Annotated in this window: 18 protein-coding genes and 2 tRNA genes; 8 read left to right on the top strand and 12 right to left on the bottom strand. The window is 65.3% G+C overall.

What is annotated here, in order from left to right; all coding sequences use genetic code 11:
* Positions 1-520: 520 nt before the first annotated feature.
* The 5 genes from J7500_RS07430 to J7500_RS07450 form a co-directional block, all read right to left on the bottom strand.
* On the bottom strand, positions 521-2,479 hold the full coding sequence (locus J7500_RS07430; RefSeq protein WP_294061019.1) for an ATP-binding protein: 1,959 nt from the start codon (positions 2,477-2,479) through the stop codon (positions 521-523).
* On the bottom strand, positions 2,454-2,765 hold the full coding sequence (locus tag J7500_RS07435; RefSeq protein ID WP_294061020.1) for a hypothetical protein: 312 nt from the start codon (positions 2,763-2,765) through the stop codon (positions 2,454-2,456). Before J7500_RS07435 ends, J7500_RS07430 begins: the two co-directional genes overlap by 26 nt.
* A gap of 47 nt (positions 2,766-2,812) precedes the next feature.
* Complete coding sequence (locus tag J7500_RS07440; RefSeq protein ID WP_294061021.1) at positions 2,813-3,406, bottom strand: DUF6538 domain-containing protein; 594 nt, start codon at positions 3,404-3,406, stop codon at positions 2,813-2,815.
* A gap of 91 nt (positions 3,407-3,497) precedes the next feature.
* Positions 3,498-3,573 (bottom strand) — tRNA-Ala (locus tag J7500_RS07445).
* Between the two features lie 78 nt (positions 3,574-3,651).
* Complete coding sequence (locus J7500_RS07450) at positions 3,652-3,975, bottom strand: TIGR02300 family protein (protein ID WP_294061022.1); 324 nt, start codon at positions 3,973-3,975, stop codon at positions 3,652-3,654.
* A 101-nt stretch (positions 3,976-4,076) separates the two neighbouring features.
* On the opposite strand from J7500_RS07450, the gene aroA reads away from it, so the two are divergent.
* From aroA to J7500_RS07480, 6 genes are all read left to right on the top strand, one after another.
* A complete protein-coding gene (aroA, locus tag J7500_RS07455; protein WP_294061023.1) occupies positions 4,077-5,420 on the top strand; it encodes a 3-phosphoshikimate 1-carboxyvinyltransferase in 1,344 nt (447 codons plus the stop codon).
* Positions 5,417-6,073 carry a d(CMP) kinase gene (locus J7500_RS07460; RefSeq protein ID WP_294061024.1) on the top strand — a complete coding sequence of 219 codons (657 nt, stop codon included), beginning with the start codon at positions 5,417-5,419 and terminating at the stop codon, positions 6,071-6,073. Before aroA ends, J7500_RS07460 begins: the two co-directional genes overlap by 4 nt.
* Positions 6,074-6,486: 413 nt before the next feature.
* Positions 6,487-6,801, top strand: coding sequence for a hypothetical protein (locus J7500_RS07465; RefSeq protein ID WP_294061026.1), 315 nt, complete (start codon positions 6,487-6,489; stop codon positions 6,799-6,801).
* Between the two features lie 320 nt (positions 6,802-7,121).
* Positions 7,122-8,831, top strand: a complete 1,710-nt coding sequence (gene rpsA, locus J7500_RS07470; RefSeq protein ID WP_294061027.1) for a 30S ribosomal protein S1 — start codon at positions 7,122-7,124, stop codon at positions 8,829-8,831.
* 172 nt (positions 8,832-9,003) lie between these two features.
* Positions 9,004-9,282, top strand: a complete 279-nt coding sequence (locus J7500_RS07475) for an integration host factor subunit beta (RefSeq protein ID WP_294061028.1) — start codon at positions 9,004-9,006, stop codon at positions 9,280-9,282.
* A gap of 94 nt (positions 9,283-9,376) precedes the next feature.
* Positions 9,377-9,463 (top strand) — tRNA-Leu (locus J7500_RS07480).
* A 6-nt stretch (positions 9,464-9,469) separates the two neighbouring features.
* On the opposite strand, the gene J7500_RS07485 is transcribed toward J7500_RS07480, so the two are convergent.
* Entirely contained in the window at positions 9,470-9,697 is a 228-nt protein-coding gene (locus tag J7500_RS07485; protein ID WP_294061030.1) for a hypothetical protein, read from the bottom strand.
* A gap of 174 nt (positions 9,698-9,871) precedes the next feature.
* Between J7500_RS07485 and J7500_RS07490 the strand changes: the two genes are divergently transcribed.
* Together J7500_RS07490 and J7500_RS07495 are read left to right on the top strand one after the other, a co-directional pair.
* Entirely contained in the window at positions 9,872-11,329 is a 1,458-nt protein-coding gene (locus tag J7500_RS07490; protein WP_294061032.1) for an ABC transporter substrate-binding protein, read from the top strand.
* Between the two features lie 23 nt (positions 11,330-11,352).
* Positions 11,353-11,781, top strand: coding sequence for a DUF4112 domain-containing protein (locus J7500_RS07495; RefSeq protein ID WP_294061126.1), 429 nt, complete (start codon positions 11,353-11,355; stop codon positions 11,779-11,781).
* Here J7500_RS07495 and J7500_RS07500 read toward each other — a convergent pair.
* From J7500_RS07500 to J7500_RS07525, 6 genes are all read right to left on the bottom strand, one after another.
* Positions 11,778-12,482: a ribonuclease T gene (locus J7500_RS07500; protein ID WP_294061033.1), complete on the bottom strand. Its 705-nt coding sequence runs from the start codon at positions 12,480-12,482 to the stop codon at positions 11,778-11,780. The two genes, J7500_RS07495 and J7500_RS07500, sit on opposite strands and share 4 nt — an antisense overlap.
* The gene (gene nadC / locus J7500_RS07505; protein WP_294061035.1) at positions 12,482-13,330 is read right to left on the bottom strand and encodes a carboxylating nicotinate-nucleotide diphosphorylase; all 849 of its coding nucleotides are present in this window, start codon (positions 13,328-13,330) and stop codon (positions 12,482-12,484) included. The genes J7500_RS07500 and nadC overlap by 1 nt, the downstream gene beginning before the upstream one ends.
* A gap of 113 nt (positions 13,331-13,443) precedes the next feature.
* Entirely contained in the window at positions 13,444-15,288 is a 1,845-nt protein-coding gene (locus J7500_RS07510) for a methyl-accepting chemotaxis protein (protein ID WP_294061127.1), read from the bottom strand.
* Between the two features lie 229 nt (positions 15,289-15,517).
* Entirely contained in the window at positions 15,518-16,528 is a 1,011-nt protein-coding gene (nadA, locus tag J7500_RS07515) for a quinolinate synthase NadA (protein WP_294061036.1), read from the bottom strand.
* A gap of 78 nt (positions 16,529-16,606) precedes the next feature.
* Positions 16,607-17,314, bottom strand: coding sequence for a DUF4230 domain-containing protein (locus J7500_RS07520; RefSeq protein WP_294061037.1), 708 nt, complete (start codon positions 17,312-17,314; stop codon positions 16,607-16,609).
* Complete coding sequence (locus J7500_RS07525) at positions 17,296-18,153, bottom strand: MBL fold metallo-hydrolase (protein ID WP_294061039.1); 858 nt, start codon at positions 18,151-18,153, stop codon at positions 17,296-17,298. Before J7500_RS07525 ends, J7500_RS07520 begins: the two co-directional genes overlap by 19 nt.
* Between the last annotated feature and the right edge of the window lie 53 nt (positions 18,154-18,206).

Consider the following 18,206-nt stretch of genomic DNA (forward strand, 5'->3'; position numbering starts at 1 on the left):
GAACACGATCGCCTCATCCTGGCACATTGCGCAAAGGAGCATGCGCCGCGAGCGCGGCACGGCGGTTCGAATTGGGAAGCCGGCCGCCCCGCGGGCGTGCGCTGATGTTATCGAATGCCGGGAAAATCCGCGGGTTCGAATGGTGGAGCCGAGGGGGATCGAACTAAATCGGCCTAACCATTGGAAAATAAGGGATTTTTTCAGAGCACCTGTTACCGTTGGCACACCCGGATGTAACAGTTTTTGAGTTGCTGACAAGTCGCGTTCTTTACCTTCCCGGAACCCGCACGAAATCGAAGCGCCCCCAAGAGGTAGCGCCATACACACGCCCCCCTTGCGGTGTCTCAAAGCTCAAGCTCCCGTCCTCCCGGACCTCGACGCGGCTAGCTTCAAAGCTCTCTTGCGATGGCTGATGCTCGCCCTCATTCACCCGGTGAAGCGTTACAGTGTACAGCTTAGCTGTCATGTCATCCTCTCATCCATAACTTGCTTTGGTGCGGCTCCGCCCCTCTGGTGAGGATCATAGCTTTAGCCCAAGGCGCTCGAAAAATGCTTCGTTGCGTATGCGCGCATCGTGGAGAAGCTTGTGATAAGGCAGAACCTCCACGAAGGCGTTGTGGTCGGGAGAGTACCCAAAGTACCCCTCACCGTCCGCACTCTTGTGGTGGGCAGGCGAGACCCGCACGACGGCCTCCAGCTTCTCGCAGAAATCCGCCACAACAAAACAGATGAACCGAGTAGATTTCGGAATCGGCTTGATGTGCTTACCGGATTTGTCCGTCAACGAGCCGCCATTCCGAAATACATCCACATAGTTCAAAACCTGCACAACAGGGCTACTGTTGTAGTCATATTCTGTCCGGCCCGGACGCTTGAACTCGATAATTACAATCGGCTCATCGCGCCCCTCTCGATTGAACGCCAACGACCGGTCGAAGACAACGCCCACATCAGGCTCCTTCCTGTCGTCGCTATCGGAAAGGAACGTCTTAAACGGCCTGTCCGACTTGAAGTACGAGTAAAAGGCTAGCCTGTCATCAAGAATCCAAAGGTTATGATCTTCATAAGATAGATCGTCGCTACCTGTTCTGATGGGTATTATAAGATCATGGACCACCTCCTCCCGGAGGTACTTTCTGGTCTCCGGGTCGGAATAGGAAATCGCGTTACCGAGCAGGTTAAGTATTTCCTTACGCTTCACAACATACTCGGCGAGCGAACCCTTTTTGTCCGCGTTCAGCGCCTTCGCCACACGCTGTATGCGCTCATCTAGATTTTCCCCGGTCTCCGTCGATAGGCTTCTAATTTCACCGGTAGTTCGCCGCCTCTGTCGAAGCTTGGCTCGGCTAAGCTCGATATAAATCTCTTCCTCTGAGTGCACATTCAAAGTGAGATTATTCTCAACGAAATCCGATACGTCACTCGTGACAGATAGAAATTGAGGGTTCTCATTGATTACACGCAGCGCAGTCGCAGCTTGGCGCTTACGCACAATCTCAATGTAATCGGAGAGGTAAGTTTTAGCGGAGGCTATGGCCGCACCCTGCACTGCCTTAAGGCTGTCAGGCGTTAACGTGAAACTTGTTCGCTCTTGATTGACATGAAGATTGAGAAAAGGGCTGGCAACGATTCCAACATAAATCGCATCAGCGTCCGGCCCCACCAAGCCAAGGCCCAATTGGTTGTCGATCCGCTCTTCTTTGACCACACGGCCATCACCGACGTAGAACAGAAAATGCTTCTGCGTTTCGTGGAATCGTAATCCCTTTCGCAGAAGAACGTGATACACCTCAAGCTCTACGGGCTCCGCGCTCTCGGCGATCGATACCGTCAACTTGGCAGGAGTTTCTTCAACAACATTATCGCTAAAATAGTCTAGCAGGTGGATAACGCGACCTCGATCTACAAGATCGATGGCAGGAACTTCATAGGACGCAAAGTTCTTCAGGAAGTGACCCACTAGTCTGGACGCAATACCGTCCTGCGTCCTAGGGCATACCGCCTGATAGTCGCCCTCAAATGGCGCAAGCGTCACTTTAGTACCGGGCTTGCCGGCCTCGCTTAGCTCGCGCAACTCGTGATCCGTAATCGGGCCGTTCGCGCTCTTTAGGCTGAAAGTGAACCTGCGAAGGTATCCTTTGCCACCCTCATCAAACCTTGAGATGACCGCCACCGATTCGAAAACCTTGAGCCACGAAAGCCGTCCGACGCCCTTCCCGCCGCGCTTCAGCTTTGCCGACGTGTCCGCCGTGCGAAAGGACTTCCAGTTGTCCTTACCGAGCCCGATCCCGTTGTCCTCGACCGTAAATCCGGTGATCGGAGGATCCTCGTCATCGCTATCGGATCGGATTATCTCAATAGTCACCTTACCCTTGCTCGGCGCCTCGCGATCAAAGCGAGTCTCTATCGCGTGAAGCGCGTTGGACACCGCCTCGAAAAGTGGGAAGAGCGCGTTAAGCGCCGAAGGCGGGAAGCCCAAGTTGCGGATACGGCCACTGAGATCGTATTGCCGAACGTCGGACTCGCTTTGTGTACCAACCACCTACCGCATTAGCCAATGACGCCATGTCCTTACGGAACAGCGTTACTTCTCCGTAGAGGGACAAGGCAACGATCTTGGCCTCCGCAAGCCGCAGGCGATCGTCCCTTTTACGATTGAGATGTGCGTTGAAGAGCGCGCCTCCAAGGAGAGCAAGAAAGCCCAACAACGATCCGATGAGCGCCTGCCAGCCCTTAAGCTCGGAATAAATGTCCGCCCACGTCATTCCATTCCCCCCCTCCGTGAGCGGCCATGCTACGGCGACCTTAGCGCTCAGTCCGGCAATCGAAGCCCTGGCACCTTGTAGAGCTTCATGCCCTCCACAAGTTGATGCAAGCTGTACCCGCTGCCGTACTCATCGGCCACATCACCGGGGCTATGGCCCATGATTTGCCGCTGGACACCCTCAACGATGCCAGCATGGCGGGCATAGTCCTTGAACGTGTGGCGGAAGGAATGGAACACCAGCCGTTTGTCGGTGATGCCCACAGTCTTGCGCAGGTAGGGGCCAAACCACTCACCCCACTTGGCTGTCAGGCGTCCATAGATGTTCGGCTTGAGCAGCGGGAACAGCCGGGCTTGTTTGGCCTTCTTGGCTGCCTCTGCGAACTTCACGAAGCCAAGCCGCTCAAGCTCGGGATGCACCGGCACTAGCCGTTCACTCGTTGCGTTCTTGAGCTTAAGGTCATCCTCCGCATCCTCGCGGATGTGAATGAACCAAGCCGAGCGCTCCTCGCCATTTTCATCCGGGTAGCGCTCAAGCTGCACATCCATGGAGCGAAGCTGGCCTAGGGCCGAGCGCAATTCCACCGGGATGACACGGCGGAAATAGTAGGTCGATCCGCGCTTGGCGAGGTACGTACACATGGCTTCTGCGTCCTATTACAAATGTAACAGTCGCCTGTAAAAAGCCTAGGTTTTCCGTGGTTTTAGCAGCTTTTCAACTGCTTGGGGGGAATGGTGGAGCCGAGGGGGATCGAACCCCTGACCTTCGCAATGCCATTGCGACGCTCTCCCAGCTGAGCTACGGCCCCACACCCCGGGAAGGCGAGCCCATTAGAAGGGCCTCGCGGGCTTGGCAAGGGCGCTTTCGCACCCTTGCCAAAAATAATTCACTGCTCGTCGTCGTCGCTGCCGGTCTCGACGCCCAGGTCGTCGTCGCCGCCCAGATCGACGTCGTCGTCCGCCGAGGGTTCCTCGTCGTCGGCCACGATGTCCAGATCCTCGTCGCCCAGATCCGAATCCGCGGTCTCGGGCTTCTCGCCGTCAGCCTTGACCACCTCGAACGGCAGCGGCTGCTTGGACTTGAGAATCGGCTCCGGCTCCCACGAGAAGGAGCAGTTGATGCACGTGACCGGCTCGTCCTTCTGGAGGTCGTAGAAACGCGTTCCGCATTTCGGACACGCTCGCTTCGTGCCCCATTCCGGCTTCACCATGTGCCGCCTCTTGCCTTTCGATTATGTGGATTCCGGTATCAGACCCGGCAAAGTGGGGGGCGCCTTGCCATAGCGCAAGGCGGCTGTCAAAGCCGCGCGCGATGTCGCACGCTGCTACCCGCCCGCTCACCCTTTCCGCCCGCGGACCGCTCCGCGGCACCCTCACCGTTCCCGGCGACAAGTCGATCAGCCATCGCTCGCTGATGTTCTCGGCGCTCGCAGTCGGTGAAAGCCGGATCGAGGGACTGCTCGAGGGCGAGGACGTGCTTGCCACCGCCGCGGCCATGCGCGCCATGGGCGCGCAGGTGGAGCGGAGCGACGACGGCGTATGGCGCGTCCACGGCGTCGGCGTCGGCGGGCTGCTCCAGCCCGAACAGGCGCTCGACATGGGCAATTCGGGCACCTCGACCCGGCTGCTGATGGGGCTGGTCGCCAGCCACGCGATCACCGCGACCTTCGTCGGGGATGCCTCGCTCTCCAGCCGCCCGATGGGCCGGGTGATCGAGCCGCTCGCGCGCATGGGCGCCGAGATCACTGCCACCCCCGGCGGCAGGTTGCCGCTGATGGTGCGCGGGCTCTGCCCCGCGGTTCCGATCGAATACACGCTTCCCGTCGCCTCGGCGCAGGTGAAGTCGGCGGTGCTGCTCGCCGGACTCAATACGCCGGGGATCACGCGCGTGATCGAGCCGGTGCCGACGCGCGACCACAGCGAGCGGATGCTGCGCGGGTTCGGCGCCGAGCTGACCGTGGAGGAGGGGCCCGAAGGCAAGATCATCTCGATCCGCGGCGAGGCCGAGCTCCGGCCGCAGCAGATCGTGGTGCCGGGCGACCCTTCGTCTGCCGGCTTCTGGATGGTCGCGGCGTCGATCGTGCCCGACTCCGACGTGACGATTCGCAACGTATGCATGAACCCCACGCGCACCGGCCTGATCACCGCGCTGCGCATGATGGGCGCCTCGATCGAGGAAGTGGATGCGCGCGAAGTCGGCGGCGAACCGGTCGCGGACCTGCGCGTGCGCCACGCGCCGCTCTCGGCGATCGAAGTCCCGCCCGAGCTGGCGCCGAGCATGATCGACGAATATCCGATCCTCTTCGTCGCCGCCGCGCTGGCTTCGGGCCGCACCGTCGCGCGCGGCGCGCACGAGCTGCGCGTCAAGGAGTCGGATCGCATCGCGACGATGCGCGCCGCGCTCGAGGCCGCGGGCGTGCGGACCGAGGAATATGAGGACGGGCTAGCGATCAAGGGCAGCGGCGGCGATCCGCTGCCGGGCAACGCGCAGGTCGCATCGAAGCTCGACCATCGCATCGCGATGAGCATGGCCGTCGCAGCGCTCGCCGCGCGCGAACCCGTCACGATCGACGACGTGGCGCCGGTCGCGACCAGCTACCCTGCCTTCTTCGACACTCTTGACGCACTCACCAACGAGGCCAGTCTGCGTATATGATCATTGCCGTCGACGGACCCGCAGCGTCGGGCAAGGGCACCATCGCCCGCGCGCTCGCTCGCCATTTCGGCCTGCCGCACCTCGACACCGGCCTGCTCTATCGCGCGGTGGCGGCGACGCTGCTGCGCCAGGGCGGCGATCCCGCGAGCGAGGCCGAAGCCGTAGCCGCCTGCGCATTCGGGGACGCGCTGCTCGGCGACGAATGGCTGCGGACCGACGAAGTGGGCAAGGCGGCGTCGGTCGTGTCGGTGCACCCGCCGGTCCGCGCGGCACTGCTCGAGCGCCAGCGCAATTTCGCGCAGCAGCCCGGCGGTGCCGTGCTCGACGGACGCGACATCGGGACGGTGATCGCACCGGACGCGGACGCCAAGCTGTTCATCAAGGCGACGCCTACGATCCGTGCCCAGCGCCGCCATCTCGAGCTGCGCAAGGCCGGAATCCCGGTCAGCCTCGACAGAGTCCTCGCCGACATCCGCGCGCGCGACGACCGGGATGCCCGCCGCACCGAGGCGCCGATGAAGCCGGCAGACGATGCCGCGCTGCTCGATACCAGCTTCCTTTCGATCGACGCGGCCGTGCAGCGCGCGATCGCGCTGGTCGAGGCGCGGGCCGGAAACCGCACCGCGCCCGCCGATCAGCCGCCAGCGAAGTAGCTGAAAACAGCCAGGAAACCTTCCGATCGGTACGCAAGCTTGTCGTTACGTGCCAAGTTCATACCGAATAGCTTCGCGTATCGGCTCGAGTTGGTTTCAAACGTTACGCTACGTTATGCATTATCGTTCAGGTATTCTGCCAAATTGTTATTGGCCGAATTGGTGAAAAATGCTAATCCGGCGGGAACGAACTATGACGCCGGCTGTTTGCCGCGTCGGGCGCAAACATGACTCCAGGGTCGCGGAGCACTTGCGCAAGACAGGGTTCGGTTCAACGATACATAGGTCCTGACCGCCTGCTCGCAGGCGGTTTACGATTTGTTAAGCAAGGTCAATCAATGGTTAACCGCACCCGTAGCAGCGGGGCGGACAATTGAATGGGGGCGCGAATGTAGGAGACCAAAGGGGTTCACATGGCGTCCGATGAGTATCTGCATGCGCTCGAAAGCGCCGATGCGCGCGCGGCGCTCCAGTCGCTGCGCTCCAGCTGGCCCGCGGTCCTCACGCTGCGCCCGACGAGCATCGGGCTGCGTACCCCCTTCGAACATGGTCTCGACTTCGTCCGCGCGGTCCAGCGACTGAGCGATGCCGGCCTGATCGCCTATGAGGCGCTGGTCATCGGCCCCGACGGCCCTCGCTTCGTCGACGCCGTCCTCACCGCGCGCGGCCGCGCGCTCGTGCCCACCTGGCTGAGCACCGACGATGGCGTCCGGCAGCTTGCAGGCTGACTTGCCTGGCCTTCTTGCCACCCGCCGCCGATATCTACCGGACTGGCCGACGCGGTCGCGGGCGACCAGCCTGCACCTTGCCTCTATGAGCCTCTTCCGCTATGTGCGCGCCCGTCCAGCGGGCTGCAGCTCGCGGAGGCCGGCGCAGGGAGCACGTCTCCCTCGCGCCCTTTTCGCATTTCGGCGTCTAGGGTCCTCCGCTTGCAACGGTCCGCGCGGATGCCGCGACCGGCATGGGGCCGCCGCGGCGATTTCGGCCCTAAAGACCGCCGGATTCAACCGGCTGGCCGGAAAATACGTCAATTAGGAACTGCAACTCTATGGCCACTACGGCAAACCCCTCCCGCGACGATTTCGCGGCAATGCTCGAACAGACCCTCGGTCAGGCGGACGGCTTCGAAGGCCGCGTCGTGATCGGCACCGTCACCGGCATCGAGAATGACCTCGCCGTCATCGACGTCGGCCTCAAGTCCGAAGGCCGCGTGCCGCTGCGCGAATTCGCCGCGCCGGGCCAGAAGGCCGACCTCAAGGTGGGCGACGAAGTTGAGGTCTATGTTGACCGCGTAGAGAACGCCAACGGCGAAGCGATGCTCAGCCGCGACCGCGCCCGCCGCGAAGCCGCCTGGGACAAGCTCGAGGCCGAGTTCGCCAAGTCGGCCCGCGTCGAGGGTGTCATCTTCGGCCGCGTCAAGGGCGGCTTCACCGTCGACCTCTCGGGCGCGGTGGCCTTCCTCCCCGGCTCGCAGGTCGATATCCGTCCGGTGCGCGACGTCACCCCGCTGATGGACATCCCGCAGCCCTTCCAGATCCTCAAGATGGACCGCAAGCGCGGCAACATCGTCGTGTCGCGTCGCGCGGTGCTCGAGGAAACCCGCGCCGAGCAGCGTTCGGGCCTGATCCAGAGCCTGCACGAGGGCCAGGTGATCGACGGCGTCGTCAAGAACATCACCGATTACGGTGCGTTCGTCGACCTGGGCGGCATCGACGGCCTGCTGCACGTCACCGACCTCAGCTACAAGCGCGTCAATCACCCGAGCGAAGTGCTCAACATCGGTGACACCGTCCGCGTCCAGATCATCCGCATCAACCGCGAGACCCAGCGCATCAGCCTCGGCATGAAGCAGCTCGAGAGCGATCCGTGGGAAGGCGCCGCCGCCAAGTATCCGGTGGGCGCGAAGGTCTCGGGCCGCGTGACCAACATCACCGAGTACGGCGCGTTCGTCGAGCTCGAGCCGGGCATCGAGGGCCTGGTCCACGTCTCCGAGATGAGCTGGACCAAGAAGAACGTCCATCCGGGCAAGATCGTGTCGACCTCGCAGGAAGTCGATGTCGTCGTGCTCGAGGTCGATCAGGAGAAGCGCCGCATCTCGCTGGGTCTCAAGCAGGCCCAGGCCAATCCGTGGGAGGCCTTCGCGGCCGCGCACCCGGTCGGCAGCGAAGTCGAGGGCGAAGTCAAGAACGCCACCGAGTTCGGCCTGTTCATCGGTCTGGACAACGACGTCGACGGCATGGTCCACATGTCGGACATCGCCTGGGGCATCTCGGGTGAGGACGCGCTCAACCTGCACCGCAAGGGCGAGACCGTGAAGGCGGTCGTGCTCGCGATCGAGCCGGACAAGGAGCGCATCTCGCTCGGCATGAAGCAGCTCGAGCGCGGTGGCGTCTCGACTGCCACTGCCACCAGCGGCGACAAGCTCAACAAGAACGCAGTCGTCACCGTCACCGTTCTCGAAGTCCGCGACGCGGGCCTCGAAGTGCAGGTCGGCGAGGACGGTGCGACCGGCTTCATCAAGCGCACCGATCTCGGCCGCGACCGCGACGAGCAGCGCCCCGAGCGCTTCCAGGTCGGCCAGAAGTTCGACGCGATGGTGACTGGCTTCGATCGTTCGAAGAAGCCGACCTTCTCGGTCAAGGCGATGCAGATCGCCGAAGAGAAGCAGGCAGTTGCCCAGTATGGCTCGTCCGACTCGGGCGCGTCGCTCGGCGACATTCTCGGCGAAGCCCTCAAGGCGCGCAGCGAGAAGCAGTAAAATCCCTTGCGGGGGGAACGGAAACCTCCGTTTCCCCCGCAAGCCCAGCCATTTACGCCCTTCCTAAAATCTTCTGGTTGATGCAGATTGCGGAAGGACGCCAGGCGGCGCCGGTCCCGGACCGCCATGTGGGAAACTGCCGCCGTCGGTGCGGGGTCAAGGGAGGGAGCGAATGATCCGATCGGAACTCGTGCAGCGACTGGTACAGGATAATCCGGGCCTGTCGGTTCGCGAGGTCGAGAAGATCGTCTCGGTCTTCTTCGACGAAATCGTCCGCCGCCTCACCGAGGACGGGCGGGTCGAGCTCCGCGGCTTCGGCGCTTTCTCCACCCGTGCCCGTGACGGGCGCACCGGGCGCAACCCGCGCACCGGTGAGACGGTAGAGGTCGCGGCCAAGCGCGTTCCCTATTTCAAGCCCGGCAAGGAGATGCGCAGCCGCCTCAACGTGTAAGACGGCCTGCGTTCATCACGGAACCGAAGCAAAAGGGGCCGGAACCGCTTGACGGTTCCGGCCCCTTGCGCTTGCTGGGGGAGCAATCTTTCGTGCGGACGTGGCGGAACCGGTAGACGCCGGAGACTTAAAATCTTCTGCCCCTCGGGGCGTGCGGGTTCGAGTCCCGCCGTCCGCACCAGTCCTACTAGGGGCTGTCGGGATTGTCGTCGTCGGTCGCGACGATGATCACGCCCACTGCGAAAGCAATGAGTGCGATCGCCGGAATGACCGGCGTACCCAGGAGATTCGAAGAGTTTTCTGCAGTAGTGGCAGCACGAAGCGAAAGCTTGGATGCCGGCGCAGCGGCTGCGGGTACGCTTGCTAGGGAAAGCGCCGCTACTGCGGTCGCTACTTTGCCGAGGATACGCGACATCAATCGTCTCCCTTCCTTACTCCAAAGCGCAAACCGCCGGACTTAAGGTTCGTTCCGAACTACCCGCGCCCCGCGATGAGTCGAGCCTGGCCAGCGTCGAGTCGTGCTAAACCGCGGGGTTGGCACGACCGACGGCCCGGCATACACGGGACCCGCGCCTTCGACGGGACATTGATGCGACGCTCCATCCACCTATTCCTACTCGCACTGGCGCTTGTACCGGTCGGCTGCGGCGGGCGGGGGGTGCGCAAGGACGATGCACCGGTGGTCGTGAGCGCGATAGGTGGCGAGGCGCGGCCCGGCGACCCCAGCGCGGACCCGCTCGATACCGCCCAACGCGTGCTGATGGGCGCCACCGCGCAGGGCCTCGTCCGCTTCGATGCCGCCGGTCAGATCGAACCCGGACTGGCCGAGCGCTGGATCGTGATGGATGAAGGGCGCAGCTACATCTTCCGGTTGCGCGAAGCCTATTGGTTCGACGGCCAACCCGTCACCGCGGCCCAGGTCGTCGGCGTGCTGCGCCGCGCCTCGGCAGCGGGCAGCCGCAACGCGCTCGCCCCGTTCCTGGCCGTGGTCGATGAAGTCGTCGCGATGACCCCCCAGGTGATCGAGGTGCGGCTCAAACGCCCTCGCCCCGACCTGCTCAAGCTCTTCGCCCAGCCCGAGCTTGCCGTGTTCCGCCCGGCGCGGCTCGACGGCAGTGGCCCCTTCCGCAGCCAGTCGGGCGGGCGCAGCGTCCGGCTCGTCCCTGTCCCAGCACCGGGTTCGGAGGACGGGGCACCGGAGCCCGAGGAGACGGTCCGGCTGTTCGGCGAGCGCGCCAGCGCGGCGATCGCCCGCTTCCGCGCCCAGGCATCGGACCTGGTCCTCGGTGGTAGCTTCGCCGACTGGCCGATCGTGGTGCAGGCCGGGATCGCCCCGGCCAATGTGCGGACCGACCCGGCGCAGGGCCTGTTCGGGCTCGCCGTCGTCAACCGCCAGGGCTTTCTCGCGGATGCCGCGAACCGCGCCGCGATCGCCATGGCGATCGATCGGGCCGCGCTGGTCCAAGGCTTGCAATCCGACTGGGATCCCGTGGAGACGCTGCTGCCGGCGCAGCTCGATTCGGCAAGTGCTCCCGCCCAGCCCCAGTGGGTGGGTCTCGCGCTAGACGCCCGGCGAGAGGCGGCGCGCACACGGGTCGCGGCATGGCGCCGCGCGCATCCCGAGCCGCTCATCATGCGCGTCGCGCTCCCTGGGGGCCCCGGCGGCACGCTGGTCTGGGCGCGCGTGGCCGAGGCGCTGCTGCGCATCGGCATCCAGCCCCAGCGCGTGTATATCGACGCGCGCGCCGATCTGCGTCTGATCGACCAGGTCGCGCCCTACGACAGCGGCCGCTGGTTCCTCGCGACCGCGTGCGTGGCATGTTCCGAACCCGTCGCGGCACTGATCGAGGCGGCACGCGACGCCCCGGATCTCGCGACGCGCAGCCAGCGGATCGCCGAGGCGGATGCTGCACTTACCGCAGACGCTACCTATATCCCTATCGCACAGCCGTTCCGCTGGTCCCTGGTGGCCCTGCGGCTGGGCGCCTGGCAGGGGAACGCGCGGGCATGGCACCCGTTGAATCACCTGCGAAACGATATGGAGTGAACGCATTGGCGCGACCCGTACGCATCGATTCAGGACCCGCAGGCAGGGCTGGCAAGCTGCCGCTGGGACGCAGCGCGGAGGACGTTCGGCGCCGCGTCGAAGCACTTGAGAAACTGCTCGAGCACGCTTTCATCGTGCCCGGCATCAATCAGCCGGTCGGGATGGACTTCATCGTCGGCCTGGTCCCCGTAGCGGGCGACGCCATCGCCGCGGCGCTCGGCGCCTATATGGTCTGGGAAGCGCGCAACCTCGGCATGAGCAAGACCGCACTCGCGCGCATGGCCGGCAACGTCGGCCTGGACTGGTTGGTCGGGCTCGTACCCTTCGTGGGCGACGCTGCGGACTTCTTCTTCCGCTCGAACACGCGCAACCTGCGCATCATCAAGCGCCACCTCGACAAACATTACCCATCGACGGTCACGCTCGACCAGCGCGGCCGCGACGGCCGCTAGCGCCAGATCCGCAGCCGCGCCGACGCCGGGGCGCCGCCGCTGTCCGGACGGCAGCGTGCGTAGCGCATCCGCGTGTCGAGGCAGAGCCAGATCTCGTCGAGCCAGTCGCGCGTGGTGGTGACGCGCACCGCCTCGGCAGGCACGCCGGGATTGGCCGCGGCGAATGCCGCACGAAACTGCGCCACGGTGAGCTGTCGCCGCGAAAGCGCGTCCATGTCCGGGTAATGCAGCCCGCCATAGAGCCGCCTGGCGGTCGCGAAATAATCGCGCATCGAAAGCGCGGTGCAGGTGCCGTGCTTGGCCCATTCGTGCTGGATGAGCTGCGTCGAAGGCGTCGCGCAGAGCGTCTCACGCACCACCGCCGCGGGCACCAGCCCGGTGCTGCTGCAATATTGCGGCCACTGCGCTCCATAGCCGTCGGGCCACAGCCCGTGGAGCGTGAATCCGAAGCGATTGCCGCTGCGGCACTGGAAGCGCGCCTCGGCGTCGCGGGCGTTGACGCGGCAATAGCCCGGGCTCCAGGTTAGCGCGAGCGTATAGCCGCCGATCGGCAGCACGCGTCGCGGCTCGCGCGCGCTCGGCAAGTCCGGCCGCGGCCGGGAAAGCTGCTGCGGCACCGCGCACATCCGCGCCTGTGCCGATGCGACCGACGGCACGAACACCGCCGCGGCCGCGAGCACGCCGAGCGAGAGCCTGCGCATCACTGCGCGCTCGCGAAGTCGAGGCCAATATCGGCCGCGGGCGCCGACTGGGTGAGCCGCCCCACGCTCACATAAGTGACTCCCGTCTCCGCGATCGCGCGGATCGTGTCGAGCCGCACGCCACCCGAGGCTTCGGTCGGCAGGCGCCCGGCGACCAGCGCCACAGCCTCCCGCAGCACCGACGGCGTCATATTGTCGAGCAGCAGGTGTGTCGCGCCGGCATCGAGCGCGGGCACGATCTGGTCGATGCGATCGACCTCCACGATGATCCGCCCGATCCCGGCCGCGACGGCACGGCGCGCCGCCTCGCCCACTGAGCCGGCGACCGCGACGTGATTGTCCTTGATCATCGCCGCGTCCCACAGCCCCATGCGATGGTTCTCGGCGCCTCCCATCCGCGTCGCATATTTCTCGAGCACGCGGAGGCCCGGCAGCGTCTTGCGCGTGTCGAGCAGCGTCGCGCCTGTGCCCGCGATCTGGTCGACATAGGACCGGGTCAGCGTGGCGATGCCCGAGAGGTGCTGGACGGTGTTGAGCGCCGAACGCTCGGCGGTGAGCAGTGCCCGTGCGCGGCCTTCGAGGCGCAGCAGGTCGGTGCCCGCGGCCACGTTCGCCCCGTCCTCGACCAGTCGCTCGATCCGCACCCCAGGGTCGAGCGCGCGGAAAAAGGCCTCCGCGATCGGCAGCCCCGCGACAGTGATCGCGTCGCGGCTGTCCATCACGCCGGTGAAGACCGCATCGGCGGGGATCACCGCGGCGGAGGTGATGTCGCCCGCGTCGCCGAGGTCCTCGGCGAGAGTGGAACGGACGAAGCTGTCGAGATCGAAATGGTCGAGCGAGAAGGGCATGGCCCTCCCCTAGAACAATGCGAGCGCATGTTGAACCGTCCTGCGCGCGCGCAAGCAAAAGGGGCGCCGCGGACTGACCGCGACGCCCCGTTCTCCAACCCGACGCTGGCGCGTTAGAACGAAGTCCAGTCGTCGTGCGCAGCGCCGTTGCCGTTGGCCAGCGGGGCCGCGGCCAGCGGCTTGACCGGCGAGACATAGGCGGCCGGCTTGGCCTTGGCGGCGGGCTTCGCCGGCTTGGCCGGGAGCGCGGCGCGCGTCGGCGAGACCGCGCGACGCGCATCGTTGCCGATGACGAACTTGGCTGCCTGCTCGGCGAGCCCAGTCACTTCGCTGTTGAGGTTGCGTGCCGCAGCCGAGGTCTCCTCGACCATCGCCGCATTCTGCTGGGTCGACTGGTCCATCGTGCCGATCGCAGCGCTGATCTGGGTGATCGCGGTCGACTGCGCCTGGTTGTCCGCAGCGATCTCGCCGAGCAGCTGGTGCACTTCGCCCACGTCGCCCGAGATGTTGGCGAGCGCGTTGTCGACCTTCTCGACCATCTCCACTGCCGCGACAATGTCGGTCTGGGTGGCGGTGAGCTGGTCACGGGCGCGGCCGGCTTCTTCCTCGGCGCGCATCGCGAGCGCCGAGACGAGATCGGCGACCACCGCGAAGCCGCGGCCCGCCTCGCCGGCACGGCCAGCCTCGACCGCGGCGTTCATCGCGAGAACGCGCGTCTGGAAGGCGATCTTGTCGAGGCCCTCGATCACGCTGTCGATGCCCTTTGCGCTCTCGGACACGCGCGTCATCGCCTGGACCGCTTCATCGGCAATGCCGCGGCCGCCAGAGACGGTGCTGATCGCGCCATCGGCACGCTCGACGGTGCGGCCGGCAGCAGCGGCGGTCGCCTTGAGACGCTGGTCCATCTGCGTGACCGCGGCCGAGGTTTCCTCCAGGCTGGCAGCATTGGCTTCGGTGCGGCGCGCGAGGTCCTCGGACGCCTGGGCGATCTCGCTCGATCCGGTGCGGATCGCGGCGGTCGAGTCCATCACCGAGCCGATCAGCTCGCGCAGGCTGGCAAGCGCATCGTTGAAGTTGGTCTTCACGGTCGCATAGGAGGGCGAGAACTCGGCGGTGATGTTCGCGGTGAGATCGCCCTCCGCCAGCTTGCCGAGGCCCTTCTCGAGCGATTCGACGACCAGCTTCTGCTCGGCGTCGGCGATCTTCTTTGCCGCATCGAGCTTTTCCTTCTCGACCGCGGCTTCGCGGAACACGAGCACCGCCTTGGCCATGGCGCCGATTTCATCGCCACGCTCGGTGCCGCGCACGTCGACATGGTTGTTGCCTTCGGCGAGCGACTTCATCGTCGCAGTGAGGTCACGCACCGGCACCGCGACCGTCCGCGACAGCAGCCAGCCGAACAGGCCCGCCAGCGCGATGGCAACGAAGCCCCCGATCCAGATCGCATAGCGGGCGGCGTTCTGGGCCTCCAGCTCCGCCTTGCTCTTGGCGTCGACGCGTTCCTGCTGCACCTTCTGGATTTCAGCGATGACCGGACGGATTTTGCCGAGCATCTTCACGCCCGAAAGCTCTGCCGCCTCGCCGCGGGTAGCGGGGTTGCGCGCGAGCTCGATGATATGGTCGAGCTTGCCGCGAAGCTCGTTCACATGGGCCGCGAGCTCGTCCGCCCGCTGGCGCTGCTCCTGGGAGGTCGAGTGCGCCTTGAAGGCTTCGATGGTTTCGAAGATCTCGGCGCCGTTCTCGTCATAGGTCTTGCGGAACTCGTCCTTCGCAAGCAGCGCGAAGCCGCGCGCGGCATTCTGCTGCTCCAGCACCTTGGTCAGCATCGTCTGCGCACTGCGCATCGCGTCGAGCGAGCGATCTTTTTCCGCTTGCGTGTACTCGAGCGTAGCGAGGTTCGAGAAGACGAGCGCCGCGACTGCGACGAAGACCAGGATGATGGCCGCAAAGGCTCCCATGAGCTTGCGGGAAATGGACAGGTTCGACAGCGACACGTCGGGGCTCCAATTTGCTCGATCTGCAGCGCCGGCAATGCCTGCGTGCGTCAGTTCCTGTTCCTCCGGCACCGGAATGCGCGGGGAACGATCGAGTCCTTTATAGGAGAGCCTGGGCAGCCCCGGTCGCAAAGGCTGCCATATTCCTGCAATGTTTCCAATGAGACGCGCCGGCGGCGCGTCCACTGTTGCCTCAGTCGCCCGTCACGCGCACCGGGCCGAGGTCGCCGTAACCAACGCTGGAGCTGGCCATTTCGAGCATCCGGTCGAGGCTCTTCTTGGCCTTGAGGCGCATATCTTCCTCGATCTCGATCCGCGGCTCGAGGTCGCGCAGCGCGAGGTAGAGCTTCTCCATGTTGTTGAGCGCCATGTACGGGCAGATGTTGCAGTTGCAGTTGCCGTCGGCACCGGGCGCGCCGATGAAGGTCTTGCCCGGCAGCGCCTTCTCCATCTGGTGGATGATGTGCGGCTCGGTCGCGACGATCAGCGTGTCGCCGGGGAAGCTCTGCGCGAATTCGAGGATGCCGCGCGTCGAGCCGACATAATCGGCATGGTCGAGGATGTGGGGCGGGCATTCGGGGTGCGCGGCGATCGGCGCGCCGGGATACTCGGCCTTGAGCTTGAGCAGCTCGGTCTCGCTGAACGCCTCGTGCACGATGCACACGCCGGGCCACAGCAGCATCTCGCGCTCGGTCTTGCGCGTCAGATAGCCGCCCAGGTTGCGGTCGGGCCCGAAGATGATCTTCTGCTCGGGCGGGATCTGCGCGAGGATCCGCTCGGCCGAGGAGCTGGTGACGATGATGTCGCTCAGCGCTTTCACTTCGACCGAGCAGTTGATGTAGGTCAGCGCGATATGGTCCGGATGCTGCGCGCGGAACGCGGCGAACTGCTCGGGCGGGCAGCTGTCTTCGAGGCTGCACCCCGCGTTCATGTCGGGCAGCACGACGATCTTGTCGGGCGAGAGGATCTTGGCGGTCTCAGCCATGAAGCGCACGCCGCAGAAGGCGATCACATCCGCGTCGGTCTCGGCCGCCTTGCGGCTGAGGTCGAGGCTGTCGCCGACGAAATCGGCCAGGTCCTGCAGCTCGGGCTTCTGGTAGTAATGCGCGAGGATGACGGCATTGCGCTCCTTGCGCAGCCGATCGATCTCGGCGCGAAGGTCGAGCCCTGCCAGGCTGCCGCCGATGCCGTTGCGTGCGTCCATCTTACCTTCGCCCCATGAAACACTCGTATGCGCGGGGACATGGCCCCGCCGCGTCCGCGGATCAAGCGGGGAACGACCTCAATTCCGGTTGGCGAGCACATCCTCGGCCCGACGCGACACGTCCCAGACCTCGCTGCTGGCGCCGCTGCGCTCGTCGGGGAAATAGACCCGGACGCTGGCGTCCAGCCCGGCGGCCTTGAGCGGCATGACGAAACTACGCTCGACCGCGCGGCGCGTCGCGTCCTTTGCGAGCTTCATCGGCGTCTCTTCGCGTGCCTGGCGAACCAGCTCCTGCTGCCCGGCCTTGCGGTTCGCCTCGTCGAGCCGGCTCTCGATGTCGGTCAGCCGCATGAGGATGCCGCCGCCCGAATATTCGCGGATATTGTCGAGGTCGATCTGCGGCCCCATCACTTCGACCGGCGGCAGCGTGATCGTGAGCCGGTTGGCGGCGGCGTCCCATTCGAGATTATGCTGCTGGAGCTTGGACAGGTCGACTTCGTAGCGGACCATGCCCGGCATGATGAGCGTCTTCTGCGCCGTCATCCCCAGCCGGCTCTGCTTCGAAGTGACCACCGCCACATAGCGCGCGGCGAAGGTGGTGAGCCGGTTCTGCTCGCGCAGCCCCTGCAGGCTCGCTTGGGCGACGGTGACTGGATCGGGCCCGGTGAACTGGCGCTTCACCGTATCGCTGAGGAACCAGAAGCCCACACCGATCGCGAGCACCACCGCGGCCAGCAACGCGGCGAACTTCAGGCAGCCCCAGGCCTTCACGCCGCGAGCGTCCAACCCTCGCCCTCCTGCACCACCAGCCCGCGCGCCTGAAGGTCGATGAGGTGCGCCAATACCGAACGGCCCGCCGCCCCTGTGAGCCGCGGGTCGAGCCCGACGTACATGCGCTCGACCATCGCCGGGATCGCGCCGACGTGCTGGCGCAGCAGTCGCAATATCTGCCCCTCGCGCTGCTTGCGGTGCCCCATCAGCCCGCGGACGAAGCGCTGCGGCTTCTCGATCGGCTCCCCATGCGCCGGGAAATAGACGCTGTCCTTGCGCGCCATCAGTCTGTCGAGGCTCGCCATATAGGCCGCCATGTCACCGTCGGGCGGCGCGACTACCGTCGTGGACCAACCCATCACATGGTCGCCGCTGAACAGCGCGCCGGTCTCCTCCAGCGCGAAGCAGAGATGGTTCGAGGTATGGCCCGGCGTCGCCACCGCGGTCAGCGTCCAGTCGGGCCCCGCGACGCGCTCGCCGTCGGCCAGCACGCGGTCGGGCGCATAGCTCGTGTCGAAGGCGGCGTCGGCGCGCGGCCCCGCATCCTCCAACGTCAACGGCGCGCAGCCGACGATCTCGGCGCCGGTCAGCGCCTTGAGCGGCGCGGCGGCGGGGCTGTGATCGCGATGCGTGTGGGTGCACAGGATCGCCTGGACCGGCCGACCGGCGATCGCGGCGAGCAGCGCGTCCATGTGGCGCGGATCGTCAGGACCGGGATCGATCACCGCCAGCACCTCGGTGCCGACCAGATAGGTCTGGGTGCCGGTATAGGTGAAGGGCGAAGGATTGGGTGCCAGCACCCTGGTCACCAGCGGGCCGACCGCGAGCGCTTCGCCGACAGGGGCTTCGATCATGTTCGCGAGATGGCCTCTGCCGCCCGGCAAGACAAGGGCGCTCCCCTTGTCGG

It is taken from the genome of Sphingomonas sp. (assembly GCF_017744835.1).
Taxonomy (GTDB): Bacteria; Pseudomonadota; Alphaproteobacteria; order Sphingomonadales; family Sphingomonadaceae; genus Sphingomonas.

Coding starts and splice junctions, on each gene's coding strand:
- J7500_RS07450 (WP_294061022.1), bottom strand. CDS start 3,975: ATGGTGAAGCCGGAATGGGGCACGAAGCGAGCGTGTCCGAAATGCGGA.
- J7500_RS07460 (WP_294061024.1), top strand. CDS start 5,417: ATGATCATTGCCGTCGACGGACCCGCAGCGTCGGGCAAGGGCACCATC.
- nadA (WP_294061036.1), bottom strand. CDS start 16,528: ATGGACGCACGCAACGGCATCGGCGGCAGCCTGGCAGGGCTCGACCTT.
- nadC (WP_294061035.1), bottom strand. CDS start 13,330: ATGCCCTTCTCGCTCGACCATTTCGATCTCGACAGCTTCGTCCGTTCC.
- J7500_RS07500 (WP_294061033.1), bottom strand. CDS start 12,482: ATGCGCAGGCTCTCGCTCGGCGTGCTCGCGGCCGCGGCGGTGTTCGTG.
- J7500_RS07490 (WP_294061032.1), top strand. CDS start 9,872: ATGCGACGCTCCATCCACCTATTCCTACTCGCACTGGCGCTTGTACCG.
- J7500_RS07440 (WP_294061021.1), bottom strand. CDS start 3,406: ATGTGTACGTACCTCGCCAAGCGCGGATCGACCTACTATTTCCGCCGT.
- aroA (WP_294061023.1), top strand. CDS start 4,077: ATGTCGCACGCTGCTACCCGCCCGCTCACCCTTTCCGCCCGCGGACCG.
- J7500_RS07525 (WP_294061039.1), bottom strand. CDS start 18,153: ATGATCGAAGCCCCTGTCGGCGAAGCGCTCGCGGTCGGCCCGCTGGTG.
- J7500_RS07510 (WP_294061127.1), bottom strand. CDS start 15,288: ATGGGAGCCTTTGCGGCCATCATCCTGGTCTTCGTCGCAGTCGCGGCG.
- rpsA (WP_294061027.1), top strand. CDS start 7,122: ATGGCCACTACGGCAAACCCCTCCCGCGACGATTTCGCGGCAATGCTC.
- J7500_RS07485 (WP_294061030.1), bottom strand. CDS start 9,697: ATGTCGCGTATCCTCGGCAAAGTAGCGACCGCAGTAGCGGCGCTTTCC.
- J7500_RS07465 (WP_294061026.1), top strand. CDS start 6,487: ATGGCGTCCGATGAGTATCTGCATGCGCTCGAAAGCGCCGATGCGCGC.
- J7500_RS07435 (WP_294061020.1), bottom strand. CDS start 2,765: ATGACGTGGGCGGACATTTATTCCGAGCTTAAGGGCTGGCAGGCGCTC.
- J7500_RS07475 (WP_294061028.1), top strand. CDS start 9,004: ATGATCCGATCGGAACTCGTGCAGCGACTGGTACAGGATAATCCGGGC.